The 24544-nt window shown below is 58.5% G+C and carries 18 protein-coding genes, 1 tRNA gene and 2 rRNA genes; 11 read left to right on the forward strand and 10 right to left on the reverse strand.

Annotated features, from left to right (window positions below; genetic code table 11):
- Window positions 1–166: 166 nt before the first annotated feature.
- Window positions 167–250: transfer RNA gene (locus tag QM007_RS10720), tRNA-Leu, on the reverse strand.
- A 317-nt stretch (window positions 251–567) separates the two neighbouring features.
- On the opposite strand from QM007_RS10720, the gene QM007_RS10725 reads away from it, so the two are divergent.
- The 7 genes from QM007_RS10725 to pknB are packed head-to-tail and all read left to right on the forward strand — an operon-like array spanning window position 568 to window position 10247.
- Window positions 568–1395, forward strand: coding sequence for an FHA domain-containing protein (locus QM007_RS10725; RefSeq protein ID WP_283489955.1), 828 nt, complete (start codon window positions 568–570; stop codon window positions 1393–1395).
- A gap of 3 nt (window positions 1396–1398) precedes the next feature.
- Window positions 1399–1902 (forward strand): FHA domain-containing protein FhaB/FipA, encoded by a 504-nt coding sequence (locus QM007_RS10730; protein WP_283489956.1) that lies wholly within the window; start codon window positions 1399–1401, stop codon window positions 1900–1902.
- Window positions 1903–1905: 3 nt separating this feature from the next.
- Entirely contained in the window at window positions 1906–3645 is a 1740-nt protein-coding gene (locus QM007_RS10735) for a PP2C family protein-serine/threonine phosphatase (protein ID WP_283489957.1), read from the forward strand.
- A complete protein-coding gene (locus tag QM007_RS10740) occupies window positions 3645–5096 on the forward strand; it encodes an FtsW/RodA/SpoVE family cell cycle protein (protein WP_283489958.1) in 1452 nt (483 codons plus the stop codon). The genes QM007_RS10735 and QM007_RS10740 overlap by 1 nt, the downstream gene beginning before the upstream one ends.
- Window positions 5089–6531 carry a peptidoglycan D,D-transpeptidase FtsI family protein gene (locus QM007_RS10745; protein ID WP_283489959.1) on the forward strand — a complete coding sequence of 481 codons (1443 nt, stop codon included), beginning with the start codon at window positions 5089–5091 and terminating at the stop codon, window positions 6529–6531. The genes QM007_RS10740 and QM007_RS10745 overlap by 8 nt, the downstream gene beginning before the upstream one ends.
- Entirely contained in the window at window positions 6528–8255 is a 1728-nt protein-coding gene (locus QM007_RS10750) for a protein kinase domain-containing protein (RefSeq protein ID WP_283489960.1), read from the forward strand. The genes QM007_RS10745 and QM007_RS10750 overlap by 4 nt, the downstream gene beginning before the upstream one ends.
- 27 nt (window positions 8256–8282) lie before the next feature.
- Complete coding sequence (gene pknB / locus QM007_RS10755; RefSeq protein WP_283489961.1) at window positions 8283–10247, forward strand: Stk1 family PASTA domain-containing Ser/Thr kinase; 1965 nt, start codon at window positions 8283–8285, stop codon at window positions 10245–10247.
- An 87-nt stretch (window positions 10248–10334) separates the two neighbouring features.
- On the opposite strand, the gene QM007_RS10760 is transcribed toward pknB, so the two are convergent.
- The 3 genes from QM007_RS10760 to QM007_RS10770 form a co-directional block, all read right to left on the reverse strand.
- Window positions 10335–10976: an aminodeoxychorismate/anthranilate synthase component II gene (locus QM007_RS10760; RefSeq protein WP_283489962.1), complete on the reverse strand. Its 642-nt coding sequence runs from the start codon at window positions 10974–10976 to the stop codon at window positions 10335–10337.
- Window positions 10977–11040: 64 nt separating this feature from the next.
- Window positions 11041–11202: a hypothetical protein gene (locus QM007_RS10765; RefSeq protein WP_283489963.1), complete on the reverse strand. Its 162-nt coding sequence runs from the start codon at window positions 11200–11202 to the stop codon at window positions 11041–11043.
- A gap of 33 nt (window positions 11203–11235) precedes the next feature.
- On the reverse strand, window positions 11236–12054 hold the full coding sequence (locus tag QM007_RS10770) for a class E sortase (protein ID WP_283489964.1): 819 nt from the start codon (window positions 12052–12054) through the stop codon (window positions 11236–11238).
- Between the two features lie 132 nt (window positions 12055–12186).
- Between QM007_RS10770 and QM007_RS10775 the strand changes: the two genes are divergently transcribed.
- Window positions 12187–12462, forward strand: a complete 276-nt coding sequence (locus tag QM007_RS10775; RefSeq protein WP_283489965.1) for a cell division protein CrgA — start codon at window positions 12187–12189, stop codon at window positions 12460–12462.
- Window positions 12463–12471: 9 nt separating this feature from the next.
- Window positions 12472–12657, forward strand: a complete 186-nt coding sequence (locus QM007_RS10780) for a long-chain fatty acid--CoA ligase (RefSeq protein ID WP_283489966.1) — start codon at window positions 12472–12474, stop codon at window positions 12655–12657.
- On the opposite strand, the gene QM007_RS10785 is transcribed toward QM007_RS10780, so the two are convergent.
- The 3 genes from QM007_RS10785 to QM007_RS10795 form a co-directional block, all read right to left on the reverse strand.
- Window positions 12654–13676 carry an arsenic resistance protein gene (locus QM007_RS10785; RefSeq protein ID WP_283489967.1) on the reverse strand — a complete coding sequence of 341 codons (1023 nt, stop codon included), beginning with the start codon at window positions 13674–13676 and terminating at the stop codon, window positions 12654–12656. The two genes, QM007_RS10780 and QM007_RS10785, sit on opposite strands and share 4 nt — an antisense overlap.
- 198 nt (window positions 13677–13874) lie before the next feature.
- The gene (locus QM007_RS10790; protein WP_283489968.1) at window positions 13875–14414 is read right to left on the reverse strand and encodes a YceI family protein; all 540 of its coding nucleotides are present in this window, start codon (window positions 14412–14414) and stop codon (window positions 13875–13877) included.
- A gap of 121 nt (window positions 14415–14535) precedes the next feature.
- Entirely contained in the window at window positions 14536–15450 is a 915-nt protein-coding gene (locus tag QM007_RS10795) for a LysR family transcriptional regulator ArgP (RefSeq protein ID WP_283489969.1), read from the reverse strand.
- 70 nt (window positions 15451–15520) lie between these two features.
- Here QM007_RS10795 and QM007_RS10800 point away from each other — a divergent pair, with 70 nt between their 5' ends.
- The gene (locus QM007_RS10800) at window positions 15521–16144 is read left to right on the forward strand and encodes a LysE/ArgO family amino acid transporter (RefSeq protein WP_283489970.1); all 624 of its coding nucleotides are present in this window, start codon (window positions 15521–15523) and stop codon (window positions 16142–16144) included.
- Window positions 16145–16214: 70 nt separating this feature from the next.
- On the opposite strand, the gene QM007_RS10805 is transcribed toward QM007_RS10800, so the two are convergent.
- The 3 genes from QM007_RS10805 to QM007_RS10815 form a co-directional block, all read right to left on the reverse strand.
- Window positions 16215–17441, reverse strand: coding sequence for a hypothetical protein (locus QM007_RS10805; RefSeq protein ID WP_283489971.1), 1227 nt, complete (start codon window positions 17439–17441; stop codon window positions 16215–16217).
- A 210-nt stretch (window positions 17442–17651) separates the two neighbouring features.
- Window positions 17652–20747, reverse strand: a 23S ribosomal RNA gene (locus QM007_RS10810).
- 375 nt (window positions 20748–21122) lie between these two features.
- Window positions 21123–22651 (reverse strand): 16S ribosomal RNA (locus tag QM007_RS10815).
- The 16S and 23S rRNA genes sit together here, the layout of an rRNA operon.
- Window positions 22652–23508: 857 nt before the next feature.
- On the opposite strand from QM007_RS10815, the gene QM007_RS10820 reads away from it, so the two are divergent.
- Complete coding sequence (locus QM007_RS10820) at window positions 23509–24492, forward strand: LLM class flavin-dependent oxidoreductase (RefSeq protein ID WP_283489972.1); 984 nt, start codon at window positions 23509–23511, stop codon at window positions 24490–24492.
- Window positions 24493–24544 lie beyond the last annotated feature (52 nt).

A 24544-nucleotide genomic window follows, 5' to 3' on the forward strand; every position in this document is an offset into this window, starting at 1 on the left:
TTTTTGACACTAAAAGTGGGCAGGGCGCGGTACATAGGGGAGAAAAGGACGCTGGTGCCCGGCTGCTGGGCAAACGAGTATCACAGAAGCGCCACGGCTCCATTTTCAAGAACGAAAAACCCGTTCCCCCTAGCTCTCACTAGGGGAAACGGGTTTTTCTTCGCTGTGCGCAAGGGGGGACTTGAACCCCCACGATCTTGCGATCACTGGCACCTGAAGCCAGCGCGTCTGCCAATTCCGCCACTTGCGCATTATTCATTTTTTATCGTTGCTGAATGAGCAACGAAGATAACTATACACACCCCACCAAGAAGATGTCCAACCGCTCTTAAGTGTCCTCAACCACACACAAGCCTATAAGGCACCCAAAACCAGCGCACGGGCGTCCGCTCCCCACCCCCAAACCCGTGAGATAGCAGGGCTTTACCAGGTTTTCCCGGGGAGTTTTTACAGTTATCCACTAGACTAGAAGCTTAGGCTGTGCGCACACCCTGCGCAGCGAATCAGCTCAAGCACCCGCAGAACACGGCGCGGTGCACCCGTAGTTTTGTGTTGAAGGAGGCAAGCATGGGGTTCATCGACAGACTTGAACAGGGCCTAGAAAAGGCCGTGCGTGGCACCTTCAGCAAGGGCGGCACTTTTGAGCCCGTAGATATCGCCAACCGGCTCCGCACCGAGATGGACAACAAGGCCTTTTCCGTCTCGTCCGGGCGCACCATCGCCCCCAACAACTTCACCGCTGAGTTCTCAGCCAGCGACTTCTCACGAGCCCAGCAGTGGGGTGTGCCCCTGGCTGAAGAGCTCTGCGACGTAGTCATCCGCCACGCCCGCGACCAGGGCTACTCCCTGCGCGGGGCGGTGCGCGTGACCTTCTCGCTCAACAACGAGCTTGAACCGGGCAGCTTCGACGTCACCAGCACGGTAAAGAAGATGCAGGCCCCGCAGGACGAGGCCGCGCAGGCCCCTGCCCAGCAGGCAGCACCTGCCCACCCGGCGTCCGCACCCCAGTCAGTTCCCACGCGCATTACCCGCCCGGCGGCGCCCCCGCGCACCGAGCCGGTGCCCGCCCACAAGCTGCCACAGTCTCGTCGCCCCGCCCCCACCCCCCAGGTGGTGCTCGACATCAACGGCGAGCGCGTGGTCGTGCGCGATCTGCCGGTTACCCTGGGGCGCGGGTCGAACGCAGATATCACCGTTGAAGATACGGGTGTCTCACGCCGCCACCTCGATATTGTGGAGCAGGATGGCACCTATCTGGCAGTTGATCTGGGATCCACGAACGGTTCTTACCTCGACGGTAAGCGCCTACACGGCCGCGCTGAGCTGCGCAACGGCTCTGTGATTGAGATGGGCCGGGCCCGTATTGTTTTCCGTCTGATGGTTCGTAAGGGGTAGCTTGTGGCATCTGAAATTACCGTGACGGTTTTACGTTTCGCCTTCTTGGGACTGCTGTGGCTGTTTATTTTTATGGTTCTGGCCGCGTCGCGCCGCGACCTGGGTGTGGGGCGTAATATCCGCACTGCGCGGGCTCAGTTTGAGGACGCCGCTGTTGATGCGCCGGTTGCTCCTGCGACTCCCGCCCACCCGGCGCCGGCGGCTGCCCCTCCGGCACGTCCGTCCCTGCTGACGATTGTGGACGGCACCCAGGCCGGGGCTACCATGCGCCTGGGCGATAGCCCGGTGACGATTGGCCGCGCCACCGATATTGAGGTGTCTTTGCAGGACGACTACGCTTCGGGCCGTCACGCCCGTCTTTTCCCGCAGGGGTCACGCTGGTTCCTTGAAGATATGGGGTCAACCAACGGCACTTTTGTGGGTGATACCCGCCTGACCCGTGCCACTCCGCTTGAGGCTGGCCAGCTCTTTAGGGTTGGCCGTACCACCATGCAGCTGAAAGCCTAGTGCATGAGTATCGCTTTCCGTTTTGCGGCCCGCTCCGATGTGGGGCGAGTGCGCTCTAAGAACGATGATTCCGGCTATGCCGGCCACTACCTGGCGGTTGTTGCCGACGGTATGGGCGGGCACGTGGGCGGCGATGTTGCGTCGGCGACCACGGTGCTTGATTTGACTCCTCTTGACCGGGCAGGTTTTGAGGGTAATGCCGGGGTGTACCTGGCCGATGAGATCGTGAATGCCAATATCATCATGAATGAGCTGGTAGCGCTAAACCCGCGTTTGGCGGGTATGGGTACCACCTGCACGGCTCTGCTGATTGATGGCGACCGTATTGAGATGGCCCATATTGGTGATTCGCGCGCCTACCGCCTGCGGGACGGAGTATTTGAGCAGGTCACCACCGACCACACCTTTGTGCAGCGCCTGCTGCAAGAGGGGCGTATTAGCCCCGAGGAGGCTGAGGCTCACCCGCACAAGAACGTGATTATGCGAGTGCTGGGCGATGTTGATGCTTCCCCCGAGCTTGAGCTTCGCACCCTGGACGCCGTGGTGGGCGAAAAGTGGGTGCTGAGCTCTGACGGCCTGGACGCCGTGGTGCAGGTAGCTGAGATTGAGGCGGTCATGCGCTCCACCGGCGACCTGCAGCAGGTGGTCGATATTCTGACCGACATGACCTTAGAACGCGGCGCCCCCGACAACGTAACCGTAGTAGCCCTGCAGGTCATTAGCGAGGACTCCCTCTCAGCGGCAATTACCGCCCCGCAGCCGATTATCCCGGTGCGCAAGTACGGTAAGGACGGCGAGCTGGTGGGGGTTTACTCCACCGTGGAGCAGGAGGCCGCTGAGCCTGCCTCTAGCGACAGCCAGGCAGAGGGGGCGGACGCCGGTGAGCCGGTAGACGAGGACGGCGAGCGCCGCGCCCCCTGGCGCCGCCGCATGCCCCAGCACGCCAAGATGCGTAACGCCCTGCGCCACGGCAAGTGGCGCGGCGAGTCCTTCACCGACGGCGTGCTCAACACCATGACGGTCAAAGCCGGGGTGGACGCCGCCACCGCCACCACCGGTGACGGTGAGGACGAGCCGACCCCGGCGTCCGTGCTGCGCCAGGAGCTCTCGGAGCGCCCCCACGACCTGGTGGGAGCTGCCGCTAACGCAACCCAGACCGGCATGATTCCGGCGGTGACAGCCCGCACAGCCCAGAACATCAGCACCCTCTCCCACCAGCAGACTACCCAGGCCCTGGAGCCTGCCGAACTGCCCGAGGAATACCGGGTTGCCCTGAGCAACGAGGTCGCTCCGTCGCCACACCGCTGGCCCATGCGCATCTTCGTGGCTGCCCTGACCCTGGCGGTTCTGGCGGCGAGTGCGTGGAGCTTCTTCTCGTGGACCAAAACCCAATACTACGTAGGTGTTAAGGACGACCACGTGACGGTGTTCAACGGCATCAATCAATCCCTGGGGCCGGTGAGCCTAAACAGTGTGGTGGAAGAGACCGATATTGAGGTCAGCTCCCTACCGGAGTTCTCCCAGTCCCTTCTGCGCAGCACTATCACCGCCACGAGCCAGGACGAGGCTGAGCAGATCGTGCAGAACCTGCGCGACCAGCTACCGGCTACGGTCACACCGGGAACCGTCACCACGGCGGAGCCCACCCCGAGTGCTTCTGCCAGTGCCTCGGGTGAGCCGAGCCCGGCGTCCGAAACCAGCCCAACACCCGATACCAGCACAACTACCCAGGGAGGTAACTAGTGAGCGCTTCATCTGCCGCGCCTGCGGTTGAGCTGCCCCGCTCCCGCCGCCTGACCGAACTGGTACTCACCGTACTCGCGGTGTTGCTCTGCCCTGCCGCCATGTACCTGGTAGACCCCGAAGCGGCCCTGGCTAACCGTATGTGGTTGCAGGCCCTGACCGTTCAAAGTGTAGGTGCCCTGGTGCTACACGCTGTCATGTATATGAGGGCCCGCTATGCCGACCCCTTCATTCTGCCGATTGCAGTCGCGCTGAACGGGCTGGGCCTGGCTATGATCTACCGTATCGACCTGACCACCACCGCCAACGCGGGAGCCGCCCAGCTCATGTGGACCGGGCTGGCCATGGTTGCCTCAGCCGTGGTGCTCTTCTTCCTGCGCGACCACCGGGTGCTGCGGAAGGTCACCTATATATCCTTAGCTGCCTCGATTGTGCTGCTTCTGCTGCCGCTACTACCGGTCATTGGTACCGAAATTAACGGTGCCCGCATCTGGATTTCACTCGGCGGTCGCACCTTCCAGCCCGGTGAAGTCGCCAAGATTACCCTGGCTATCTTCTTCGCCGGTTATCTCTCAACCCACCGCGACCTGATCATGCTGGCCGGTAAGCGCATCGGTCCGGTACGCCTGCCCCGCTTTAAAGACCTGGCCCCTATGTTTATCGCCTGGTTTGTCTCGCTGGCGGTGCTGGTTTTCCAGCGCGATTTGGGCTCGGCCATTCTCTTCTTCGGCATCTTCCTGGCCATGCTCTTCTTGGCCACAGGAAGCCTCACCTGGGTCGCCCTGGGCCTACTCTTCGTAGCTGCTGGTGGTGTGCTGGCCTACAACTACATCTCCCACGTCTACTACCGCATCAATTCCTGGGTCCATGCCTTTGATCCCGAGATTTACAACCAGCCCCTGGGCGGCTCGGGTCAAATTGTGCAGGGCCTCTTCGGCCTGGCCTCTGGCGGCCTATTCGGACGCGGCTGGGGCAACGGCCGCCCCGACCTGGTCTCATATTCCAACTCAGACATGATTATCACTGCTCTGGGTGAAGAACTGGGTCTACTGGGCCTGGGGGCTATCCTCATGCTCTTCCTGCTACTAGTCTCCCGCGGCTTCCGCGCTGCCCTGGGCACCCGCGACGCCTTCGGCAAGCTCCTAGCAGCAGGCTTCTCAGCCCTCATCGTGATTCAGCTCTTCGTGGTCATTGGCGGCGTCACCCGCCTGATTCCGCTGACGGGTCTCACCACCCCCTTCATGTCCGCCGGTGGCTCCTCCCTACTCTCAAACTGGGTTATCGTAGCCATCTTGCTCGCTATCTCCCACACCGCCCGTGCCCCGCACGTGGTAGAAGAGTTCGACGAGGCAGACAGCATCGACTACGAGGGATACGAGCCCGAGGGCGCCACGTCCGTCATTTCTAGAATTACCGAAACCAACCGTTCAGGAGGTGCTCACGGTGAATAAAGCTATCCGCCGGGCATGGATTGCTGCGGCCTGCGTCTTCGTGCTGCTGCTGGGCACCCTGACCTATATCCAATTCTTCGACGCTAAAAACCTGCAGGCCAACGCCTGGAATTCCCGAACCCTCTACGAAAGCTACGGCTCCCAGCGCGGGTCCATTGTGGTTGACGGCGTAGAAATTGCCTCGTCCGTAGAATCGAACGACGGCTACGCCTTCCAGCGCACCTACTCCCAGCCCGAGCTCTACGCGGGGCTCACCGGCTACTTCTCATCCATCTACGGGGCAACCGGGCTTGAGTCTGCCATGGATGACCAGCTCTCGGGCAACTCCGACGCCCAGTTCTACGACCGCCTGGCCCAGATGTTCACCGGCAACACCGCCCAGGGGGCCAGCGTTGAGCTGACCATCGACAGTGAGCTCCAGCAGCTGGCCTACGACCTGCTGGACGGCTACAAGGGCTCTATCGTGGCCCTCGACCCCAAGACCGGCGAAATTCTGGCCATGGTGTCCACCCCCTCCTACGACCCCAACGCCCTCTCGTCCCACAACGCCGAGTCGGTACTGTCCCAGTACGCAGCCCTCAATGAGGACGCCAACCATCCCCTCTACAACCGCGCTATCGCGGGCGATACCTACGCTCCCGGCTCAACCTTCAAAATTATTGACGCCGTGGCCGCCCTCGAATCGGGTAAATACAATGCAGACTCGGTGATTCCCAACCCGCAGAACCTGACCCTGCCGAACACCACCGTCACCCTGCCCAACTACACCGGCGGCCAGTGCTCAACCCGCACGTCCGTCACCATCGAGTGGGCCCTGGCGCAGTCCTGCAACACCCCCTTCGCGCAGATTGCTATGGACCTGGGTGAAGAAACCATCGCCCAGACCTCAAGCAATTTCGGCTACGGGCAGGAGCTCCAGATTCCCCTGGCTGTGTCACAGTCGGTCTTCCCGACTAACATGGAAGACAGCCAGTTAGCACAGGCGTCTATTGGTCAGTACGATGTGAAGACCACCCCTTTGCAGGTTGCTATGATGAGCGCAGCTATCGCTAACGACGGTGTGCAGATGAAACCTAACCTGATTAGGTCGGTTAAGTCTCACAACCTCAGCTCGCTATACGAGTTCTCAGCTGAGGAGCTACGACGCTCCACCTCAGCCGATGCCGCCAATCAGGTAACAGAGTGGATGGTAAACGGCGTGAGTAACGGTATCGCCTCGGGCGCTGCGGTGAGCGGGGTTCAGGTGGCCGGTAAGACCGGTACCGCTGAAATTGGAGACACAGGGTTGAATAACTCCTGGTTCACCGGTTTCGCTCCGGCTGACGACCCGCAGGTAGCTGTCGCGGTAGTCTATGAAGGTGTAGACGTCACAACAGGGGCGCAGCTTGCTGCTCCCGCAGGTAAACAACTTTTTGAGGCGGTGTTGAACAAGTGAGGCCTTCGGTAGATGTGACTCTTGGTGGTCGCTACACCCTGACCGAGCGTATCGCGATTGGCGGTATGGGCGAGGTCTGGAAGGCGCGCGATAAGGTCTTGGGCCGTACCGTCGCCGTAAAGATTCTGAAAGAGGAATATACGGGCGACCCCGGCTTCCTGGAGCGTTTCCGCGCCGAAGCCCGCCACACCGCCCTGCTCAACCACCCCGGCGTCGCCAACGTCTTCGACTACGGTGAAGAGGACGGCTCTGCCTACCTGGTCATGGAGCTGGTTCCCGGTGAGCCACTGTCTAACATCATTGAGCGCGACAAGCAGCTACCTGCTGACCGCATCCTCAATATCATGGCGCAGACCGCCCGCGCCCTGGCGGCCGCCCATGCCCAGGGTCTCGTGCACCGCGACGTAAAACCCGGCAACCTGATTATCACTCCGGACGAGCGGGTGAAGGTCACCGACTTCGGTATCGCCCGCCTGGCTGACCAGGTGCCCCTCACTGCCACCGGCCAGGTCATGGGCACCGCCCAGTACCTGGCGCCTGAGCAGGCAACAGGCCAGCAGGCCACCCCCTCCTCAGATATATACTCTCTGGGCATCATCGGCTATGAATGTCTGGCCGGCAAGCGCCCCTTCACCGGCGAATCACAGATTGCCATCGCCCTGGCACAGGTTAACGACCCACCGCCGCCCCTGCCCAAGGACGTCCCCGCCCCCGCAGCAGCGCTCATCATGTGCCTGCTCTCCAAGGACCCGGCGGACCGACCCGAGACCGCAACCGCGCTGGCGTCCGCTATTGACGCTATCCGCCGCCGCGACATCCCGGCCGCCATTAAGGCTGTACCACCCCTGGGCAAGTTCCTGCCGCAGGGGGCAGATACCCAGGCCACCCAGGTCATGACGGCCCCCACCGCCGTGGCTCCCGCAGCGGCCCGGTTTGGCTCGGGAGTCCACTACGAACCCGAGCCCACCACCGCCCGTGTACCCAGCGCCCCGGCCGCTGCCGCCTACCCGACAGCCGAGCCCCAGGCGAAGAAGAAGAGCCCCTGGGGCTGGGTGTCCCTGGTGCTTGCCCTGCTCCTCATTGCCGCCGTCGTCTGGTTCGTACTAGCTGGCAGCAACCGCTCCAGCACTACCGGCGATACGACCCCCACAGCGTCAGGCACCGTCTCAACCGTCAGCGTCTCACCCACCACCGAAGAAGCCAGCGCGGCTGAGACCCCAACCCGCATTGAAATTGACTCAGCCTCCTTCGAAGGCCGCCCCCTCGATGATGTCGTCAACGAACTCACCGCTATGGGCTTCTCAACCCGCACCACCGGCGTCACCTCCGACTCCGCAGTAGACACCGTGCTCTCCGTTTCACCTACCGGTAGCGTAGAAGTGGGCAAAACCATTACCGTGCAGTACTCCACCGGCCCCAAATCAGTGACCCTACCCAGTAATCTGGAGGGTACAGACTCTGAAGAGGCCATCAACGCGATTACCGGCCTGGGCGTAAACGTGCAGATTCACTTTGAAGAAAGCAGCAGTGCCCGCGAAGGTACCGTGCTACGCACCAGCCCCACCTCGGGGTCCCGCATTGAGGTAGGGAGCAGCGTAGACGTCTACGTGGCCAAGGCCCCCGCTGCCAGTGCATCGGCATCCGCATCGCCGAGCGCCTCAGCATCACAGTCAACCACCGGCTCCGAATCAGCCTCACCGAGTGCTAATTCAACCGGCAACTAAACTCCACCGGAAATGATGGGTGAATACATGGACCAGCAGGTTCCTGAAACTATCGATCAGCGCTACGAGGTCGGAGCCGTTATCGGCTCCGGCGCCATGGCGACCGTCTACGAGGCGGTTGATACACGCCTGGGGCGCAAGGTTGCGCTCAAGGTTCTGCGGACTGAGCATGCTCAGGACGTCATCTTCCGTGCCCGTTTTCAGCGCGAGGCAGAGGCCGTCGCGGCCCTCAACCACCGCTCTATCGTAGGTGTCTACGACACCGGCTCCTTCGATATTCAGGTAGGTAGCTCTGAGGTCTCTGTGCCCTTCATGGTCATGGAGCTGGTTCAGGGCACCACCCTGCGCGACGCCATGTCTCGCAGCAAGGTCGATCAGGCCCAGGCCCTAGCCTACGGTGTGCAGATTCTCGAGGCTCTCGACTACAGCCACAGCGCAGGTATCGTGCACCGCGATATCAAGCCCACTAACGTCATGATTCTGCCCCAGACGGCAGAGGACCGTGATCTGGGCGAGCCCGGTCAGATTAAGGTCATGGACTTCGGCATTGCCCGCGCCGCCGAAGAGGCCGGTGATGCCCTGACCAAGGCCAACACCGTCATGGGCACCGCCCGCTACATCTCCCCCGAGCAGGCCCGCGGCGAGACCGTCGACGCCCGCAGCGATGTCTACTCAGCTGCCTGCGTGGTGTACGAGATGCTGGCGGGGCGCTCCCCCTTCGACGCCCCCACCAACGTGGAACTGGCCGGTAAGCATCTGAGCGAGACCCCTCAGCCTCCCAGCGCCTTCGCCTCAGAAGAGGTCTCCCCGGCTCTCGATGCCGCTGTACTCAAGGGCCTAGCCAAGAACCCTGCCAGCCGTTACCAGAGCGCCAGCGAATTTGCGTCCGCCCTCAAAGATGCCCAAAGCGGCATACTTACCGGTAGCGATCAGGATCCCACCGAAGCAACCACCGCTTTCGGTGCAGCTAGCCTGGGCGCAGGCGCCGCAGCAGGCGCTGTAGCCGCCGCTCCGCGCGAAACCGAAGAAGCCGGCATTGGCAGCTTCTTCGACAACGCCCAGTCTGAATACACCGACGAAGAACTCTACGGTTACGGCTACGGCCAGGACCCGGCTAAGGCCCGCACAAAGCGCCGCCGTAACGCCTGGGGCAAGGCTCTGACCACCCTGCTGATTCTTCTGCTGGCTGCTTTCGGTTTGTGCTCCGTGCTCTACTACCAGGCCAAGCTCAACGAGGTTCCCGTCCACGTGGTTCCCGCGGTTCAGGGCTTGACCAAGGAAGAAGCCGAAACCCAGCTGCGTAACCTGAACTTCGCACTCAAGTTCGAAGAAGAGCACTCCGACACTATTCCCAAGGGTTCAGTTATCAAGACCTCCCCCGTGACCGGCCTCGAAGCTGAAGAGGGCAGCGAGGTTGTTGTGACTGTATCGTCCGGCCCGGCTGTGCTAACCGTGCCCGCCAACCTTGAGGGCCAGAGTGAACAGTACGTGCGTGAGACTCTCACGAACGCTGGCTTCGTGCCCGGCCGCACCACCACCGTCAACAGCCCCACCATCCCCGCGGGCATGGTTGTTGGTGTAACCCCCGGCTCCGGCGAACAGGCCGATGCCGGTGCGACCATCAATATCATTCTCTCCAACGGTAAGGTTGAGGTCCCCAGCCTGGTCGGACTGAGCCGCGATGCCGCTATCGCAGCACTGACCGCATCAGATACCCTGCTGAGCACCAATATCGAAACCGTCACCACCACCGCCCAGCCCGCTGGCACCGTTATCTCGCAGAGCGCCACTGCCGGAACCCTGATTGAGCAGGGCTCAACCGTGACTATTCGCGTGGCAGTTGCCCCTGTAGCGACCAGCGCTCCCAGCGTGGCAGCTACTACCGCACCGAGTGCAGCGGCTACGGCCCAGGCCACTCAGCCTGCCGCTACGGCCACTGCCCAGGTAACCCCGAGCGCAGCAGCGAGCGCAAGAGGTAACAACAACGACTAGGTCGTGCTAAACCTATAAGAAAGCCGCCCTCCCCACATGTGGGGAGGGCGGCTTTCTTATAGGAGTTTTTGGGCTATCAAGCTGGTATTAGGCTGCCGGTTCAATGAGGGGAGAGAGGGTCGCGCCCAGGGCTGCGGCCCCTTCTAGACCTACTTCTTCGAGCCAGTTACCGAGCATGAGATAGCCACCTTCAGTAAGTACCGATTCGGGGTGGAACTGCACGCCGTGCAGGGGGGCGGTGACGTGGCGCAGGCCCATGATGATGCCATTATCGGTGCTGGAGGTAACCTCTAGTTCAGCGGGCAGGGTGGCAGGTTCAACAGCGAGAGAGTGGTAGCGGGTAGCGGTGAAGGGGCTGGGCAGGTCCTTGAAGACGGACTGGCCGGTGTGCACCAGCTGGGATGTCTTACCGTGCATGAGCTCGGGGGCGTGGCCCACTACCCCGCCGAAGGCTTCGGCGAGGGCCTGGTGGCCCAGACAGACGCCGAGCAGGGGCTTATGAGCAGTCTTGGCCCATTTGATCACGTCGATGATGACGCCCGCTTCAGCAGGGTTGCCGGGGCCGGGTGAGACGAGCACGCCGTCGTGCTCCTGGGCCAGGGCTATGGTCTCGTCAAGACTCAGTTCGTCGTTACGGATAACGGTGGTTTCAGCGCCGAGCTGCTGGATGTAACCGACCAGGGTAAAGACGAAGCTGTCGTAGTTATCGATGACGAGAATTTTAGTCATGGCACCTGCCCTTTCGTGATGGTGTTTTGATTCTATCGCACGGGGCGAGGCGGGCGTCTGGTGCTTATTGCTCCATGGTCACGTCGGTGTTGAAGGGGCTGTACTCGGCGAAGTGGGGGAAGACGTATTCCATGAGCAGGTAGACGGCGGCCGCTATCAGAGCGATAGCGATGATGATGCGCAGCCACAGGGGGCCGGGTAGGTGACGGAAAATCCAGGCGTACATGGGGTTCCTTGGGGTGGACGGCGGTGGTTAGCTTTAGCCGGCGATGGCGGCGATTTCTTCGGGGGCACCCGCTTCAGCAGGCTGCCAGCTGATAAATTCGGCGTGGACGATGTAGCGTTCAGTATCGCCGTAGCGGGGGTGGCAGCTGGTGAGGGTGAGTAGACGGCGGTCTGCGTCGGCGAGGGGCGCTTCGGGCTGGTCGGGGTTAGGGGCGATGACCTCCACCTGGGTAGGAAGCACAATTTTGTGCTCGTAGACCCGGTAGGTGTAGTAGCCTTCGGCAGTGCGTATGTAGATGTTGTCGCCGCTCTCAAGCAGGTCGATGTTATCGAGCACGGCCCCGTTAGTTTGGCGGTGGCCTGCCAGCGCAAAGTTGCCGTATTCTCCGGGCATCTGGCTGCTGGGGTAGCGTCCTAGCCCCAGGGTATCGAGCACATCGGTGCCTACGCCTTCAGCCAGGGGGCGGGCGTAGTTTTGGCCTAGCCGGGGAATGTAGACCACGCCGTAGGCCTGCCCGTAGGCAGGCGGGGTGGCAACCGGTGGGTTGGCGGGGTCGTAGTCGGGTACGACGTTTCCGGATGCCGCCCCCTCGGTATTGTCCCCCTGGCCGGTGGCGGCGGGGCCGGGGCGCCCGCTACCGCTGTTGAATTCTTGGATGAGACTGTCGACGGCTTGCTGCTGGGTGCGGTTGGCGTCGATGTTGGTCCACCAGAGTTGCCAGGCAACAAAGAGAAGTAAGACGATACCGGCAGTAATCAGCAGTTCACCGATGATCTGAATTGCCCATTGCAGGGGGGTGCGCCCGGCAGGGGAAGTCGCGTGGCGGCTAGTAGTGGGGACGGCTGTGGTCACATCTCACCTCGGCACGGGACGATTGCGGGGAACTGTTTAATGTTAGAACTTTTTCAGCTACTGCGGTTAAAATCGTCTCTGACCCTATATTTTATGAACTGCCGGGAGCACTGCTCCCCTACTGGAGGAAAAGTGGCTGAGTCGAAGTCTATTCGTGACGAGGATTTTGAAGAGGCGGAGCTGCGCCGCGTTGCGGAGTCGATGTACAGCGACGATGATTTCCCGTCGCCGACCCCCCTCTGGTATCGCGTGATTATGTTCGCCATGATTGTGATTGGCGTGCTATGGATTATTACTTTCTATATTTCCCAGTCGGTGTACCCGATTCCGGGTATTGGCAACTGGAATATTGGTATCGGCATTAGCTTCATGATGGTGGGGCTGATTATGACCACCCGCTGGCGCTAGGGTGCCACTGTGGCTGAGAAGAAACCTGAGACCACTAATCCGTCTAACTTAGCGCCGGTTGACCCCGACGAGACGCTGGATCAACGTGCCGATATTCGTGCTGCCCGGTTCGAGACTAAACTGCGCCGCTGGGCCTTGTTTGGTGTGGTTGCTGCTGTGGCTATTTATTTTGTGTGGCAGGCGGTGGTGGGCTAGACGCTCGCTCCGTGTGCTCTATCCCCGTTACGGTCTGTGGTAGCGGGGATTTTTTGCGTGCGGTAGAGGGCCACCAGCAGGGTGAAGGCGAGGAGTTCTACCAGGGTTTGGGTGAGGACGGCCAGGGGCATGAGGGCGGACGCCGGCTCGCCTGCCAGAGCGGTGGAGAGACCGAGCACCAGGGGCAGTACCACCAGGGCATTGCGCGTGACCGTTGAGAAGGTAAGGGCAATCCGCTCGGGGACTGGAAGGGCTCTACCGTAGTGTGCAAGTAGGTAGCCCGATAGCAAACCCATAAATATGGCGTATATGGCATATAGGCATGCCAGAGGTAGGAGATAGGACGCAAGAAGGGTTATATGGGAGGCATGGGCAGCAGGGGTTATCAAGAGAACCAACACCATGAGGGGCACCATTAACAAACCCGCCACATCTTCAGAGCGCGCTTGAACCACCCCACCAACGCCCTGAATAAGAGTAGCGCAGATCAGAGGAACCGCCACCACCGCAAGAGCAACCCCCAGTTGCGGCAAGGCCTGCCAAAGGGTGCCGTCCGCCAGAAAATCTCCACGCCAGATACCGACCGAACGAAAGAGAAGAAGCCACATAGGGGTCAGGCCCATCTGCGCCAAAAGCAGGAGCGGAGTAAGGGACAGCAGCCGCAGGTGGGCACCACCCGCTAGGCCCGCAAAAGTTACCACATAATCCACGCAGGGTGTCAGGAGCACGAGCCCTGCGGTAAAGAGCAGAAGATCAGGAACATCGGGCACTAGCCACCGAAATCCCAGCAAAAGTAGAGCCACCACCAGGGGCACCAGTAAGAAGTTGAGGGCTAGCAGGGTTTTAGTAAAGCCCGTGAGCGCACCGGTCTCTAGAAGTCCACGCAGGGGAAGGGTGAGAAAGGTAGCTAGGAGTAGCAGCCCAAGAGCCGGGGTCACCAGTGGTTGAGCGAGGGCAGCAAGAGGCGACACAAAGGAAGCCGCCGCACCTGCCCCTAGCGCGAGTAGGTACAGAACCACCTGGTATCTCTCCATCAAGCTGACCACGTGCGTCCTTTCTCTTAAAGCAACCTGCCCTCCCCTACCGTAAGGCAGGGAAGGGCAGGGCTACACAACACCTATCAGCTCGAGTCCAGCTGATTTTGCACCTTGGCTTGGGTATATGCCTCAAGCAGTGTGCTTTATCTCGTCAGCGTTCTCACGATGGGAGTCTGCTGATTACGCTTCGGGAGCGGTGAAGGCTACATCGAGGTTGATAACGACCTTATCTGAGACCAGCACGCCGCCGGCTTCAACTGCGGCATTCCAGGTGATGCCGAAGTCCTTGCGGGAGATGGTTGCTGAGACAGATGCACCGGCGCGGGTAACCCCGAAGGCATCGACAACTGCACCGGTGAAATCGCCGGTGAAGGTGACGGGGCGGGTTTCACCCTTGATGCTGAGGTTACCTGCGATGGTCAGGTCTTCGCCGTCAAGATCGAAGGAGGTTGATTCGAAGGTCATGGTGGCGTGAGCGTCTGCATCGAAGAAGTCTGCGCTGCGCAGGTGGCCGTCACGATCAGCATTGTTGGTGTTAACCGAGGCAATCTGTGCGGTTGCCTTGATGGTGGAGTCTGCGATGTTGTCAGCGACGACGAGCTGGGCGTCGACCTGGTCGAAGGTGCCGCGCACCTTGGTGATGCCTGCGTGACGGACGGTGAAGCCTACCTCTGAGTGGGCTGAGTCGTAGTTCCAGGTGCCTGCGGTGAGTTCTGCCATGATTATGCCTTTCGAGCGGTACGGTTTGTTTTCAACAGTTATTACTTTACAAGTAAAGTTTTAGCTACGCAAGTCCTATGGCAAAAAATTTACAAAGAAATTTTTGCACCGGGTTCAACCCCTAGCGCAGCACACCCTCGCCAGCCGCGGCGGCGTAGACCCTCTCGCTCAGCCTAGCCAAGACGGGAGAGCTAATGTTCCAATGCTGCCAGTAGAGCGGCACATCAACAGGCTGAGGGGCGAGTTCCACCAGGTCTCCGGAGGCAAGAGCTTCTAAAGCCTGCACCTCGGGCAGAATACCCCAAGCAATTCCACCCAGGACGGCCCTGGCATAGTCAGGTGAGCTGGGCAGGTAAATAGTGGGTGACCCCTGCCAAGAGTCAGGGTTTACCGCAAAGCGGTCAACCAGTAACCCGCGCGCTGATGCTAACCCAAAGTCCTTCCGGTCAAACTCCACCACTGGCGCTAACGCCAGCTGTTCGACGGTAGCCTGTGGATAGTCAGGGAAGTAGCGCTCTAGATAGTCACGGGAGGCTACCACCCGGTAGCGAATATCGCCCAGCTTCTCAACGGAACAACCGGCGATGGGCTCCGGCTGGGAGGTCAGAGCAGCCATCACCTCCCCCGAACGCAGCAGGGCGGACGAGTGATATTCAGCTTCCCTGCGCACGTCGCAGAAGATACGGTCACGAGCAGCTAGTTCGGCCACAGCCGAGAGGAACCAGGTGGCCAGAGAGTCAGCGTTGACGGCTACAGCTACGCTCTGTCCCTCTTCACTACCGCCGAGTTCACGCTCCATTTCTGCATGCAGAAATTCGCTTTGCCGGGCGATACGCAGGACGCTCTGCCCCGATTCTGTGGGGGCCACCGGATTGGTGCGCTTGAGGAGGACCCTCCCAGCCAACTGCTCCATAGCCTTGATACGCTGAGAGATCGCCGAGGCGCTGACGCCCAGAATATCGGCCGCCGCGTCAAAGGTGCCGTATTCAATGACGGTAACGAAGGTTTGGAGCTGGTCGGTAGTAAAACGCATCATAAGAATATCTTATGCTATTAAAGTTTCATTAGATAGCTTTATGAAAGCTAGTCACCTACCATAGATTCTCGTGACTATCGCAGAAATTCTCCCCCACGTCCTCTTTGGCATCGGCACCTCGCTCTCACTCATCGTGGCCATAGGTGCCCAAAACGCCTACGTGCTGAAGCAGGGTATCATCGGCAAATTTATCTGGCCTATCGCCCTCTTCTGCATCCTCTCTGACGCCCTGCTCATCGGCTTGGGGGTTCTGGGTATCGGGTCCCTGGTGGACTCAGCCGCCTGGATGCTGGAGATCCTGCGTTGGGGTGGAGGTGCCTTCCTCATCATCTACGGGGCCCTGGCAGCACAACGCGCCCTGCGTCCGTCCGCTATGAAGGTCACCAGCGAAGACTCCGGGCCGCAAACCCTGGGCAAGGCCCTACTCATTGCAGCTGCCATGACCTACCTCAACCCCCACACCTATCTCGACACCTTTGTGCTCATAGGCGGTATCGCAGCGCAGCAGGGGGATTACCGCTGGCTTTTCTATGCGGGTACGGTCACCGGTAGTGCCATCTGGTTTACCCTCCTGGCCTCGTGCAGCCGCTTCCTGCGTCCTGTCTTCGCCAACCCCCGTGCCTGGCGCGTGCTGGACGCCGGCATCGCCGCCCTCATGTTCTTCCTGGCCTACAAGGTCATGTTCGGGCACTAAGACCCGTCTCATGCCCGTTATTAGCTCCTCTCATAAAAGAGGCTAGAATACACGCCAGGATGCAAGGGGCTTACCTATCGCGGGCCCGGTAGATATTTCGCACCATGACCGTGCGCCGCACCTGGCCGATGGCAGGCTCCAAGAACTCCTCCGCATACCGGGAATCCGTGCTAGTCTGCGCAGCAAAGTTAAGAGCAGCAAAAGCCCCCAACACCATCGACACCTTCACTAGAACGTCCGTAAACGGGAACTGCACACCCAACAGGGTCACCTTAGAGGCCTCAAAACCCAGCCAGCTCGTAATGGTGGCATCAGGGATAGCGATCGTGCCAAACCAAACAAAAAACAGAAAAACAACCCCGGCAAAAAGTACGGCCTGAATCATCTGCACCACAATCGGAAGAAGCACCAGGTTATTCCACTCGCCCCACCTAAAATCAGCCGGGCGACCCAAGCCCGCGGCGGGCAAATTTTTAAGCTCCTGACGCCACCTGTCCCCAGCCTGTAGAGCAGCACCCGCGTACTCGGCGTCCGTAAACTCCTCCACCTTATCCCCTTTACGGGCACCCAGCAGCCGGCGGGTCTTCTCGGTTACTGTCGACGAAACAACCAGAAAGCTTAGCACTGTCAGGATAGCCACCACCTGCAGAGTACGCTGCATACTCAAAGCCGCAGCCACACGCCAGATATCGCCGTTCACAAAAAAGAAGAGCACCGCAATCATGAGCACCGGCAGCACCTTGACCACCATGCTTGAAAGGGTAGCCAACTCCTTCACCACCTGCCGAAGCGCCCAGTAGCACAGGGAATCCAAGCCCAGGTAAACAGCTAGGAGCGTAGCCCCCAGGATCCAGAGCACGTCACCGGCAGCAAAGGCGTCAGCAACATCTGCCAGCCCCATCCAGCGGGCAGTCTGCGGCAGCATGGAGAAAGCCGCTAGAGGCAGAAGCAGCGCACCAATTAGGGTTTGGCGCCAGAAGGGCAGGGGCTCTAGTAAGCGCGATACGGCCCAGGGTACAACCAGAAGCAGAAGGGGCGGCACGAGGGCTAGGGCAATGAAGATGGGCGTCAGGACGCTGTCTGGCACGTCTACCGGTACACCTCCGTCCTGCGCCTCCACATCAAGCTGGGCTAGGCCCCACAGCAAAGCAAGATAGGTGAAGGAAGAAACTATAAGCCAGGCAGAAAGCGGGGCAGAACGGGCGAGAGTCCATCGCGCACGCTCTCGCGCAGGGATAACCAGCGGAGCCCCGGCGGCTCTGAACCAGGTGTGTGCTTCTTGCTCGGTGAGTGTCATACTCTGATTCTACGGGCTGAGCTGGAGGGGTATTTTTAACCGCACAATATATAAAATATTTGTTCTATTTTTGTAAAGAGTAGTTTTTGGGTGCAAAAAAGCGAGGGGTTCTAGAGCGTTAGCTCTAGAACCCCTCGCTGATTCAACCCAACAGGGTTGTTACCTCAAAACCATACAGTGGACACAAACAACACAAGCACACTAGTTATAAAGTGTAAGCCTTCGGACTATTAGTACCAGTCAACTCCACGGGCATTCCCCGCGTCCATACCTAGCCTATCAACCCCATCATCTATAGGGATCCTCACACAGCCCAAAGCTGCCAGGAAATCTCATCTCGAAACAGGCTTCCCGCTTAGATGCTTTCAGCGGTTATCCCTCCCGAACGTAGCCAATCAGCCATGCACCTGGCGGTACAACTGACATACCAGAGGTTCGTCCGTCCCGGTCCTCTCGTACTAAGGACAGCCTTTCTCAAATTTCCAACGCGCGCAGCGGATAGGGACCGAACTGTCTCACGACGTTCTGAACCCAGCTCGCGTACCGCTTTAATGGGCGAACAGCCCAACCCTTGGGACCAACTCCAGCCCCAGGATGCGACGAGCCGACATCGAGGTGCCAAACCATGCCGTCGATATGGACTCTTGGGCAAGATCAGCCTGTTATCCCCGAGGTACCTTTTATCCGTTGAGCGACGGCCGTTCCACAACGTACCGCCGGATCACTAGTCCCGACTTTCGTCCCTGCTCGACCTGCCAGTCTCACAGTCAAGCTCCCTTGTGCACTTACACTCAACACCTGATTGCCAACCAGGCTGAGGGAACCTTTGGGCGCCTCCGTTACTTTTTGGGAGGCAACCGCCCCAGTTAAACTACCCATCAGGCACTGTCCCTGACCCGGATCACGGGCCGAAGTTAGACATCCAGAGCGACCAGAGTGGTATTTCAACAACGACTCCACACGAACTAGCGTCCATGCTTCACAGTCTCCCACCTATCCTACACAAGCCGCACCGAACACCAATACCAAACTATAGTAAAGGTCACGGGGTCTTTCCGTCCTGCTGCGCGAAACGAGCATCTTTACTCGTACTGCAATTTCGCCGAGTTCATGGTTGAGACAGTAGGGAAGTCGTTACTCCATTCGTGCAGGTCGGAACTTACCCGACAAGGAATTTCGCTACCTTAGGATGGTTATAGTTACCACCGCCGTTTACTGGGGCTTAAATTCTCAGCTTCGCCCACAAGGGGCTAACCAATCCTCTTAACCTTCCAGCACCGGGCAGGAGTCAGTCCGTATACATCGTCTTACGACTTCGCACGGACCTGTGTTTTTGATAAACAGTCGCTTCCCCCAATTCTCTGCGACCCATACACGCTCACGGTCGCACGGACCGGTCACGCTCAAGGCTCCCCTTCTCCCGAAGTTACGGGGACATTTTGCCGAGTTCCTTAACCATGATTCTCTCGATCGCCTTAGTATTCTCTACCTGATCACCTGTGTCGGTTTCGGGTACGGGCGGCTAAAACCTCACGTCGATGCTTTTCTCGGCAGCATAGGATCACCAAATCCCCCAATAACGGGGTCCCATCACGTCTCAGGCCAACACCGGCGCATTTAACAACCGGATACCCTACACGCTTAGACCACGACAACCATCGCGTGGCTTGGCTACCTTCCTGCGTCACACCTGTTAATACGTTTACCTCCAAAAATCGGGTCCTGCAGTCCACCACAAGCTCCCCAACACAAGTGAAGGGGTTACAAACGGCTTCTCACAGTTAGCATCAAAATATCAGTATGGGCGGTTTTTCACCGGTACGGGAATATCAACCCGTTATCCATCGACTACGCCTGTCGGCCTCGCCTTAGGCCCCGACTAACCCAGGGCAGATTAGCTTGACCCTGGAACCCTTGATCATCCGGCGCACGGGTTTCTCACCCGTGATTCGCTACTCATGCCTGCATTCTCACTCGCATACCCTCCACCACTGGTTTACACCGCAGCTTCACCGGATACACGACGCTCCCCTACCCAACCAAGCACAACGCTTGATTGCCATAACTTCGGTGGTGTACTTGAGCCCCGCTACATTATCGGCGCAGAATCACTTGACCAGTGAGCTATTACGCACTCTTTCAAGGGTGGCTGCTTCTAAGCCAACCTCCTGGTTGTCTAAGCAACTCCACATCCTTTCCCACTTAGTACACGCTTAGGGACCTTAGTTGATGGTCTGGGCTGTTTCCCTCTCGACAATGAAGCTTATCCCCCACTGTCTCACTGCTACGCTCTCACTTACCGGCATTCGGAGTTTAGCTGACGTCAGTAACCCTGTGGGGCCCATCGGCCATCCAGTAGCTCTACCTCCGGCAAGAAACACGCAACGCTGCACCTAAATGCATTTCGGGGAGAACCAGCTATCACAGAGTTTGATTGGCCTTTCACCCCTATCCACAGCTCATCCCCTCCATTTTCAACTGAAGTGGGTTCGGTCCTCCACGACGTCTTACCGTCGCTTCAACCTGGCCATGGATAGATCACTCCGCTTCGGGTCTAGATCCTGCCACTCACTCGCCCTATTCAGACTCGCTTTCGCTACGGCTTCCCCACACGGGTTAACCTCGCGACAGAACACTAACTCGCAGGCTCATTCTTCAAAAGGCACGCTGTCACCCCACAAGGCTCCAACGGCTTGTAAGCACACGGTTTCAGGTACTATTTCACTCCCCTCCCGGGGTACTTTTCACCATTCCCTCACGGTACTGATTCACTATCGGTCACTAGAAAGTATTTAGACTTACCAGGTGGTCCTGGCAGATTCACACGAGATTCCACGAGCCCCGTGCTACTCGGGTGGCACACACGCGGTCTAACACATTACGATTACAGGACTCTCACCCTCTCCGGTCGCCCATCCCAAGGCGTTCACCTACATGCTAGAACATCACGTCAACAGCCGGTTGAAACTGTTATGCGTACTCCCACAACCCCCATGATGCAACCCTCAACCGGTATCACACACCACAGGTTTAGTCTCTTCCGCTTTCGCTCGCCACTACTCACAGAATCATTAGTTATTTTCTCTTCCTGAGGGTACTGAGATGTTTCACTTCCCCTCGTTCCCTCCAACCAGCCTATACATTCAACTGGTGGTAACAAACCATGATGGCTTGCTGGGTTTCCCCATTCGGACATCCTGGGATCAACGCCCTGTTATCGGCTTCCCCAGGCTTTTCGCAGATTCACACGTCCTTCATCGGCTTCTAGTGCCAAGGCATCCACCGTGTGCCCTTAATAACTTACACACAGATAAAATCAAAGATAATAAAACCTTGACTAACTAAGTACAAAATCAAAAGTATCAAAGAAACCCAATCATAAGAGATTGAGAAATCTTCATTACATTCGAAGATGCTCGCGTCCACTATACAGTTCTCAAACAACAACCCGATACCACTCGAGGCAACCAAAGACAAAGCTCAGTCACTACTCTCGTGCCGGGAACCTGAGAGCAACAAACCACATATGGCTTGTTACCTCAAAACCCAAAAGCGCACCAACATTACACACATTCTCATCAGCACCACAAGGGCACCTGAACTAACATTCCACCCATGAGCAAACCACCCAAACGACACTCGCGTTCAGCGTGGCTCAACCAATACGTTGAAGCTCCTTAGAAAGGAGGTGATCCAGCCGCACCTTCCGGTACGGCTACCTTGTTACGACTTAGTCCCAATCGCCAATCCCACCTTCGACGACTCCCTCCCACAAGGGGTTAGGCCATCGGCTTCGGGTGTTACCAACTTTCGTGACTTGACGGGCGGTGTGTACAAGGCCCGGGAACGTATTCACCGCAGCGTTGCTGATCTGCGATTACTAGCGACTCCGACTTCATGGGGTCGAGTTGCAGACCCCAATCCGAACTGAGACCGGCTTTTTGGGATTAGCTCAACCTCACAGTATCGCAACCCTTTGTACCGGCCATTGTAGCATGCGTGAAGCCCAAGACATAAGGGGCATGATGATTTGACGTCATCCCCACCTTCCTCCGAGTTGACCCCGGCAGTCTCCTATGAGTCCCCACCATTACGTGCTGGCAACATAGAACGAGGGTTGCGCTCGTTGCGGGACTTAACCCAACATCTCACGACACGAGCTGACGACAACCATGCACCACCTGTATACCAGCCCCGAAGGGAAACTCTATCTCTAGAGCGGTCCGGTATATGTCAAGCCTTGGTAAGGTTCTTCGCGTTGCATCGAATTAATCCGCATGCTCCGCCGCTTGTGCGGGCCCCCGTCAATTTCTTTGAGTTTTAGCCTTGCGGCCGTACTCCCCAGGCGGGGCACTTAATGCGTTAGCTACGGCGCGGAAAACGTGGAATGCCCCCCACACCTAGTGCCCAACGTTTACGGCATGGACTACCAGGGTATCTAATCCTGTTTGCTCCCCATGCTTTCGCTTCTCAGCGTCAGTTACAGCCCAGAGACCTGCCTTCGCCATTGGTGTTCCTCCTGATATCTGCGCATTTCACCGCTACACCAGGAATTCCAGTCTCCCCTACTGCACTCTAGTTAGCCCGTACCCACTGCAAACCCGGGGTTAAGCCCCGGGCTTTCACAGCAGACGCGACAAACCGCCTACAAGCTCTTTACGCCCAATAATTCCGGACAACGCTCGCGCCCTACGTATTACCGCGGCTGCTGGCACGTAGTTAGCCGGCGCTTCTTCTGCAGGTACCGTCACTTTCGCTTCTTCCCTGCTGAAAGAGGTTTACAACCCGAAGGCCGTCATCCCTCACGCGGCGTCGCTGCATCAGGCTTGCGCCCATTGTGCAATATTCCCCACTGCTGCCTCCCGTAGGAGTCTGGGCCGTGTCTCAGTCCCAGTGTGGCCGGTCACCCTCTCAGGCCGGCTACCCGTCGTCGCCTTGGTGAGCCGTTACCTCACCAACAAGCTGATAGGCCGTGAGCCCATCTAAAACCAGTACATATCCCTTTCCACCAGCATCCCATGCGGGAACTAGTCGTATCCGGTATTAGACCTCGTTTCCAAGGCTTATCCCAGAGTTAAAGGCAGGTTACTCACGTATTACTCACCCGTTCGCCACTAATCCACCCAGCAAGCTGGGCTTCATCGTTCGACTTGCATGTGTTAAGCACGCCGCCAGCGTTCGTCCTGAGCCAGAATCAAACTCTCCGTTGAAAAAATGAAGTAGTTGATGATCCTGGTCTCTGATTGTTAGCGAACCATTCACCACGGGGTGGTGTGGTTCGAGCTGACGAATCTGAAACCATATGATTATCAAATTCTGTGAGAAACCAAAGGGGTTTCTCACATCTTGTATAAATATTTGGTATCAGTTCAATTTCCGCACTACCAGTGTGTTCATGTGTGAACACTAGTGTGTAGTGTGGACGATAAGAATGTTATTTATAACATTGGTACGCTATTGAGTTTTCAAGCAACAAACCGCATTCTCAACCCTAGCCAGTTGAACCTGGCCGGTGTTTCGTATCGGTCATTCTCAAGTTTTGTGTCACCCCGTTTGGGCAACTCGTCTAGTCTATCGCGTTTCTTTTCTGTGTGTCAACTCGGTGTTCCGTGTTGTGTTTCACAGTGGCTTTTGGCTGGTTTGTTACTTCACAACCTGACTCGTGTGAGCCCTGATGATCAGCTGCCTGCTTTGGCCTGAATTCGCTATGTGACTAGGTGTTTTGTCGCTTGGCGGGCTTCCCCTGTGCCGTGGCGACTCGTAATACTCTACGCAGGTTCAAAACACTTCGCAAGTTGAAAACGACCCCAAAACCCGGCCACAGGCTTCCTTGCACCCCTTTTTGACCCTAAAAATCACACCCATCAAGAATGTTTTCCCTAGTCAGAAGAATTCAGTGAGGCAGGTCTATGGCTTAAATCTATGACCCACTACACCAAAAAATTCCTCAAAAATCTTCCTCCGGCTACCACAAGGCCCATTTTCAACCCCTTCAAGGAATATCGCGCCCCCTCCTGGCCATTATGTCAGGTATACACAACCCCTATATACGGAAAGAAGTTTCAGTATGCCAGCCCTTTCACTTCTCGACTTTGCCCTGATTTTCCCGGGTGAGCGCCCCGCAGACAGCTTCAAACGCTCTGTAGCGCTAGCCCAGCACGCAGAGAAACTCGGCTACGAACGTATCTGGTACGCGGAGCACCACAACATGCAGCGCATTGCCTCAGCAGCCCCGGCAGTACTTATTGCCCACGTTGGTGCGCAGACCTCAACTATTCGACTGGGAGCTGGCGGTGTTATGCTGCCCAACCACTCCCCCCTTACTGTGGCAGAGCAGTTCGGCACCCTGGCCGAACTGTACCCCGACCGCATCGACCTAGGCCTGGGCCGGGCACCCGGCACCGATATGCGCACCCTCGCCGCCCTGCGCCGGGACCCGCAGGACGCAGAGAACTTCCCCCAGGACGTCCAGGAACTCGCAGGCTACCTGAGCGGGGATACCCGTGTACCCGGCGTGCACGCGACTCCGGGTGCGGGCACCAATGTGCCCCTCTATATTCTGGGCTCATCCCTCTTTGGGGCTTCCTTAGCAGCCGCCCTGGGCCTACCCTACGCTTTCGCCTCCCACTTCGCTCCCACCCATCTGGAGCAGGCCATCAAGGTCTACCACGAGCGCTTCACCCCCTCGGAGCAGCTAGAGCAGCCCTACGTGATCGCTGCGGCTAACGTAATCGCTGCCGATACAGAAGAGGATGCCCGCGCCCAGCAGGTGATTGCGCACCGGCAGCGGGTGAAGTCCATGATGCGCCTAGATGACCGCGACCTGAGCGACGATGAGCTGGATATGCTGGTCGCTTCACCCCAGGGCCAGCAGATCCTGGACATGCTGCGCTACACCGCGGTAGGCACTTCGGAGCAGGTAGGTGACTACCTCACCCGCTTCGCTAATTCGGTACAGGCCGACGAGCTGATGATCTCTAACCTCTCCCCCAGCACGGAACAGGCCCACCGCGGCCTTGAGGTGCTGGCGCAGGCCATGATTCAGAAATAGGACAAAGGAAGGTGTAGCAGGCTCGCACTCGCTGCCGACCCTCTCGCTGGTT

This window comes from Rothia sp. SD9660Na, from assembly GCF_030064065.1.
Taxonomy (GTDB): domain Bacteria; phylum Actinomycetota; class Actinomycetes; order Actinomycetales; family Micrococcaceae; genus Rothia.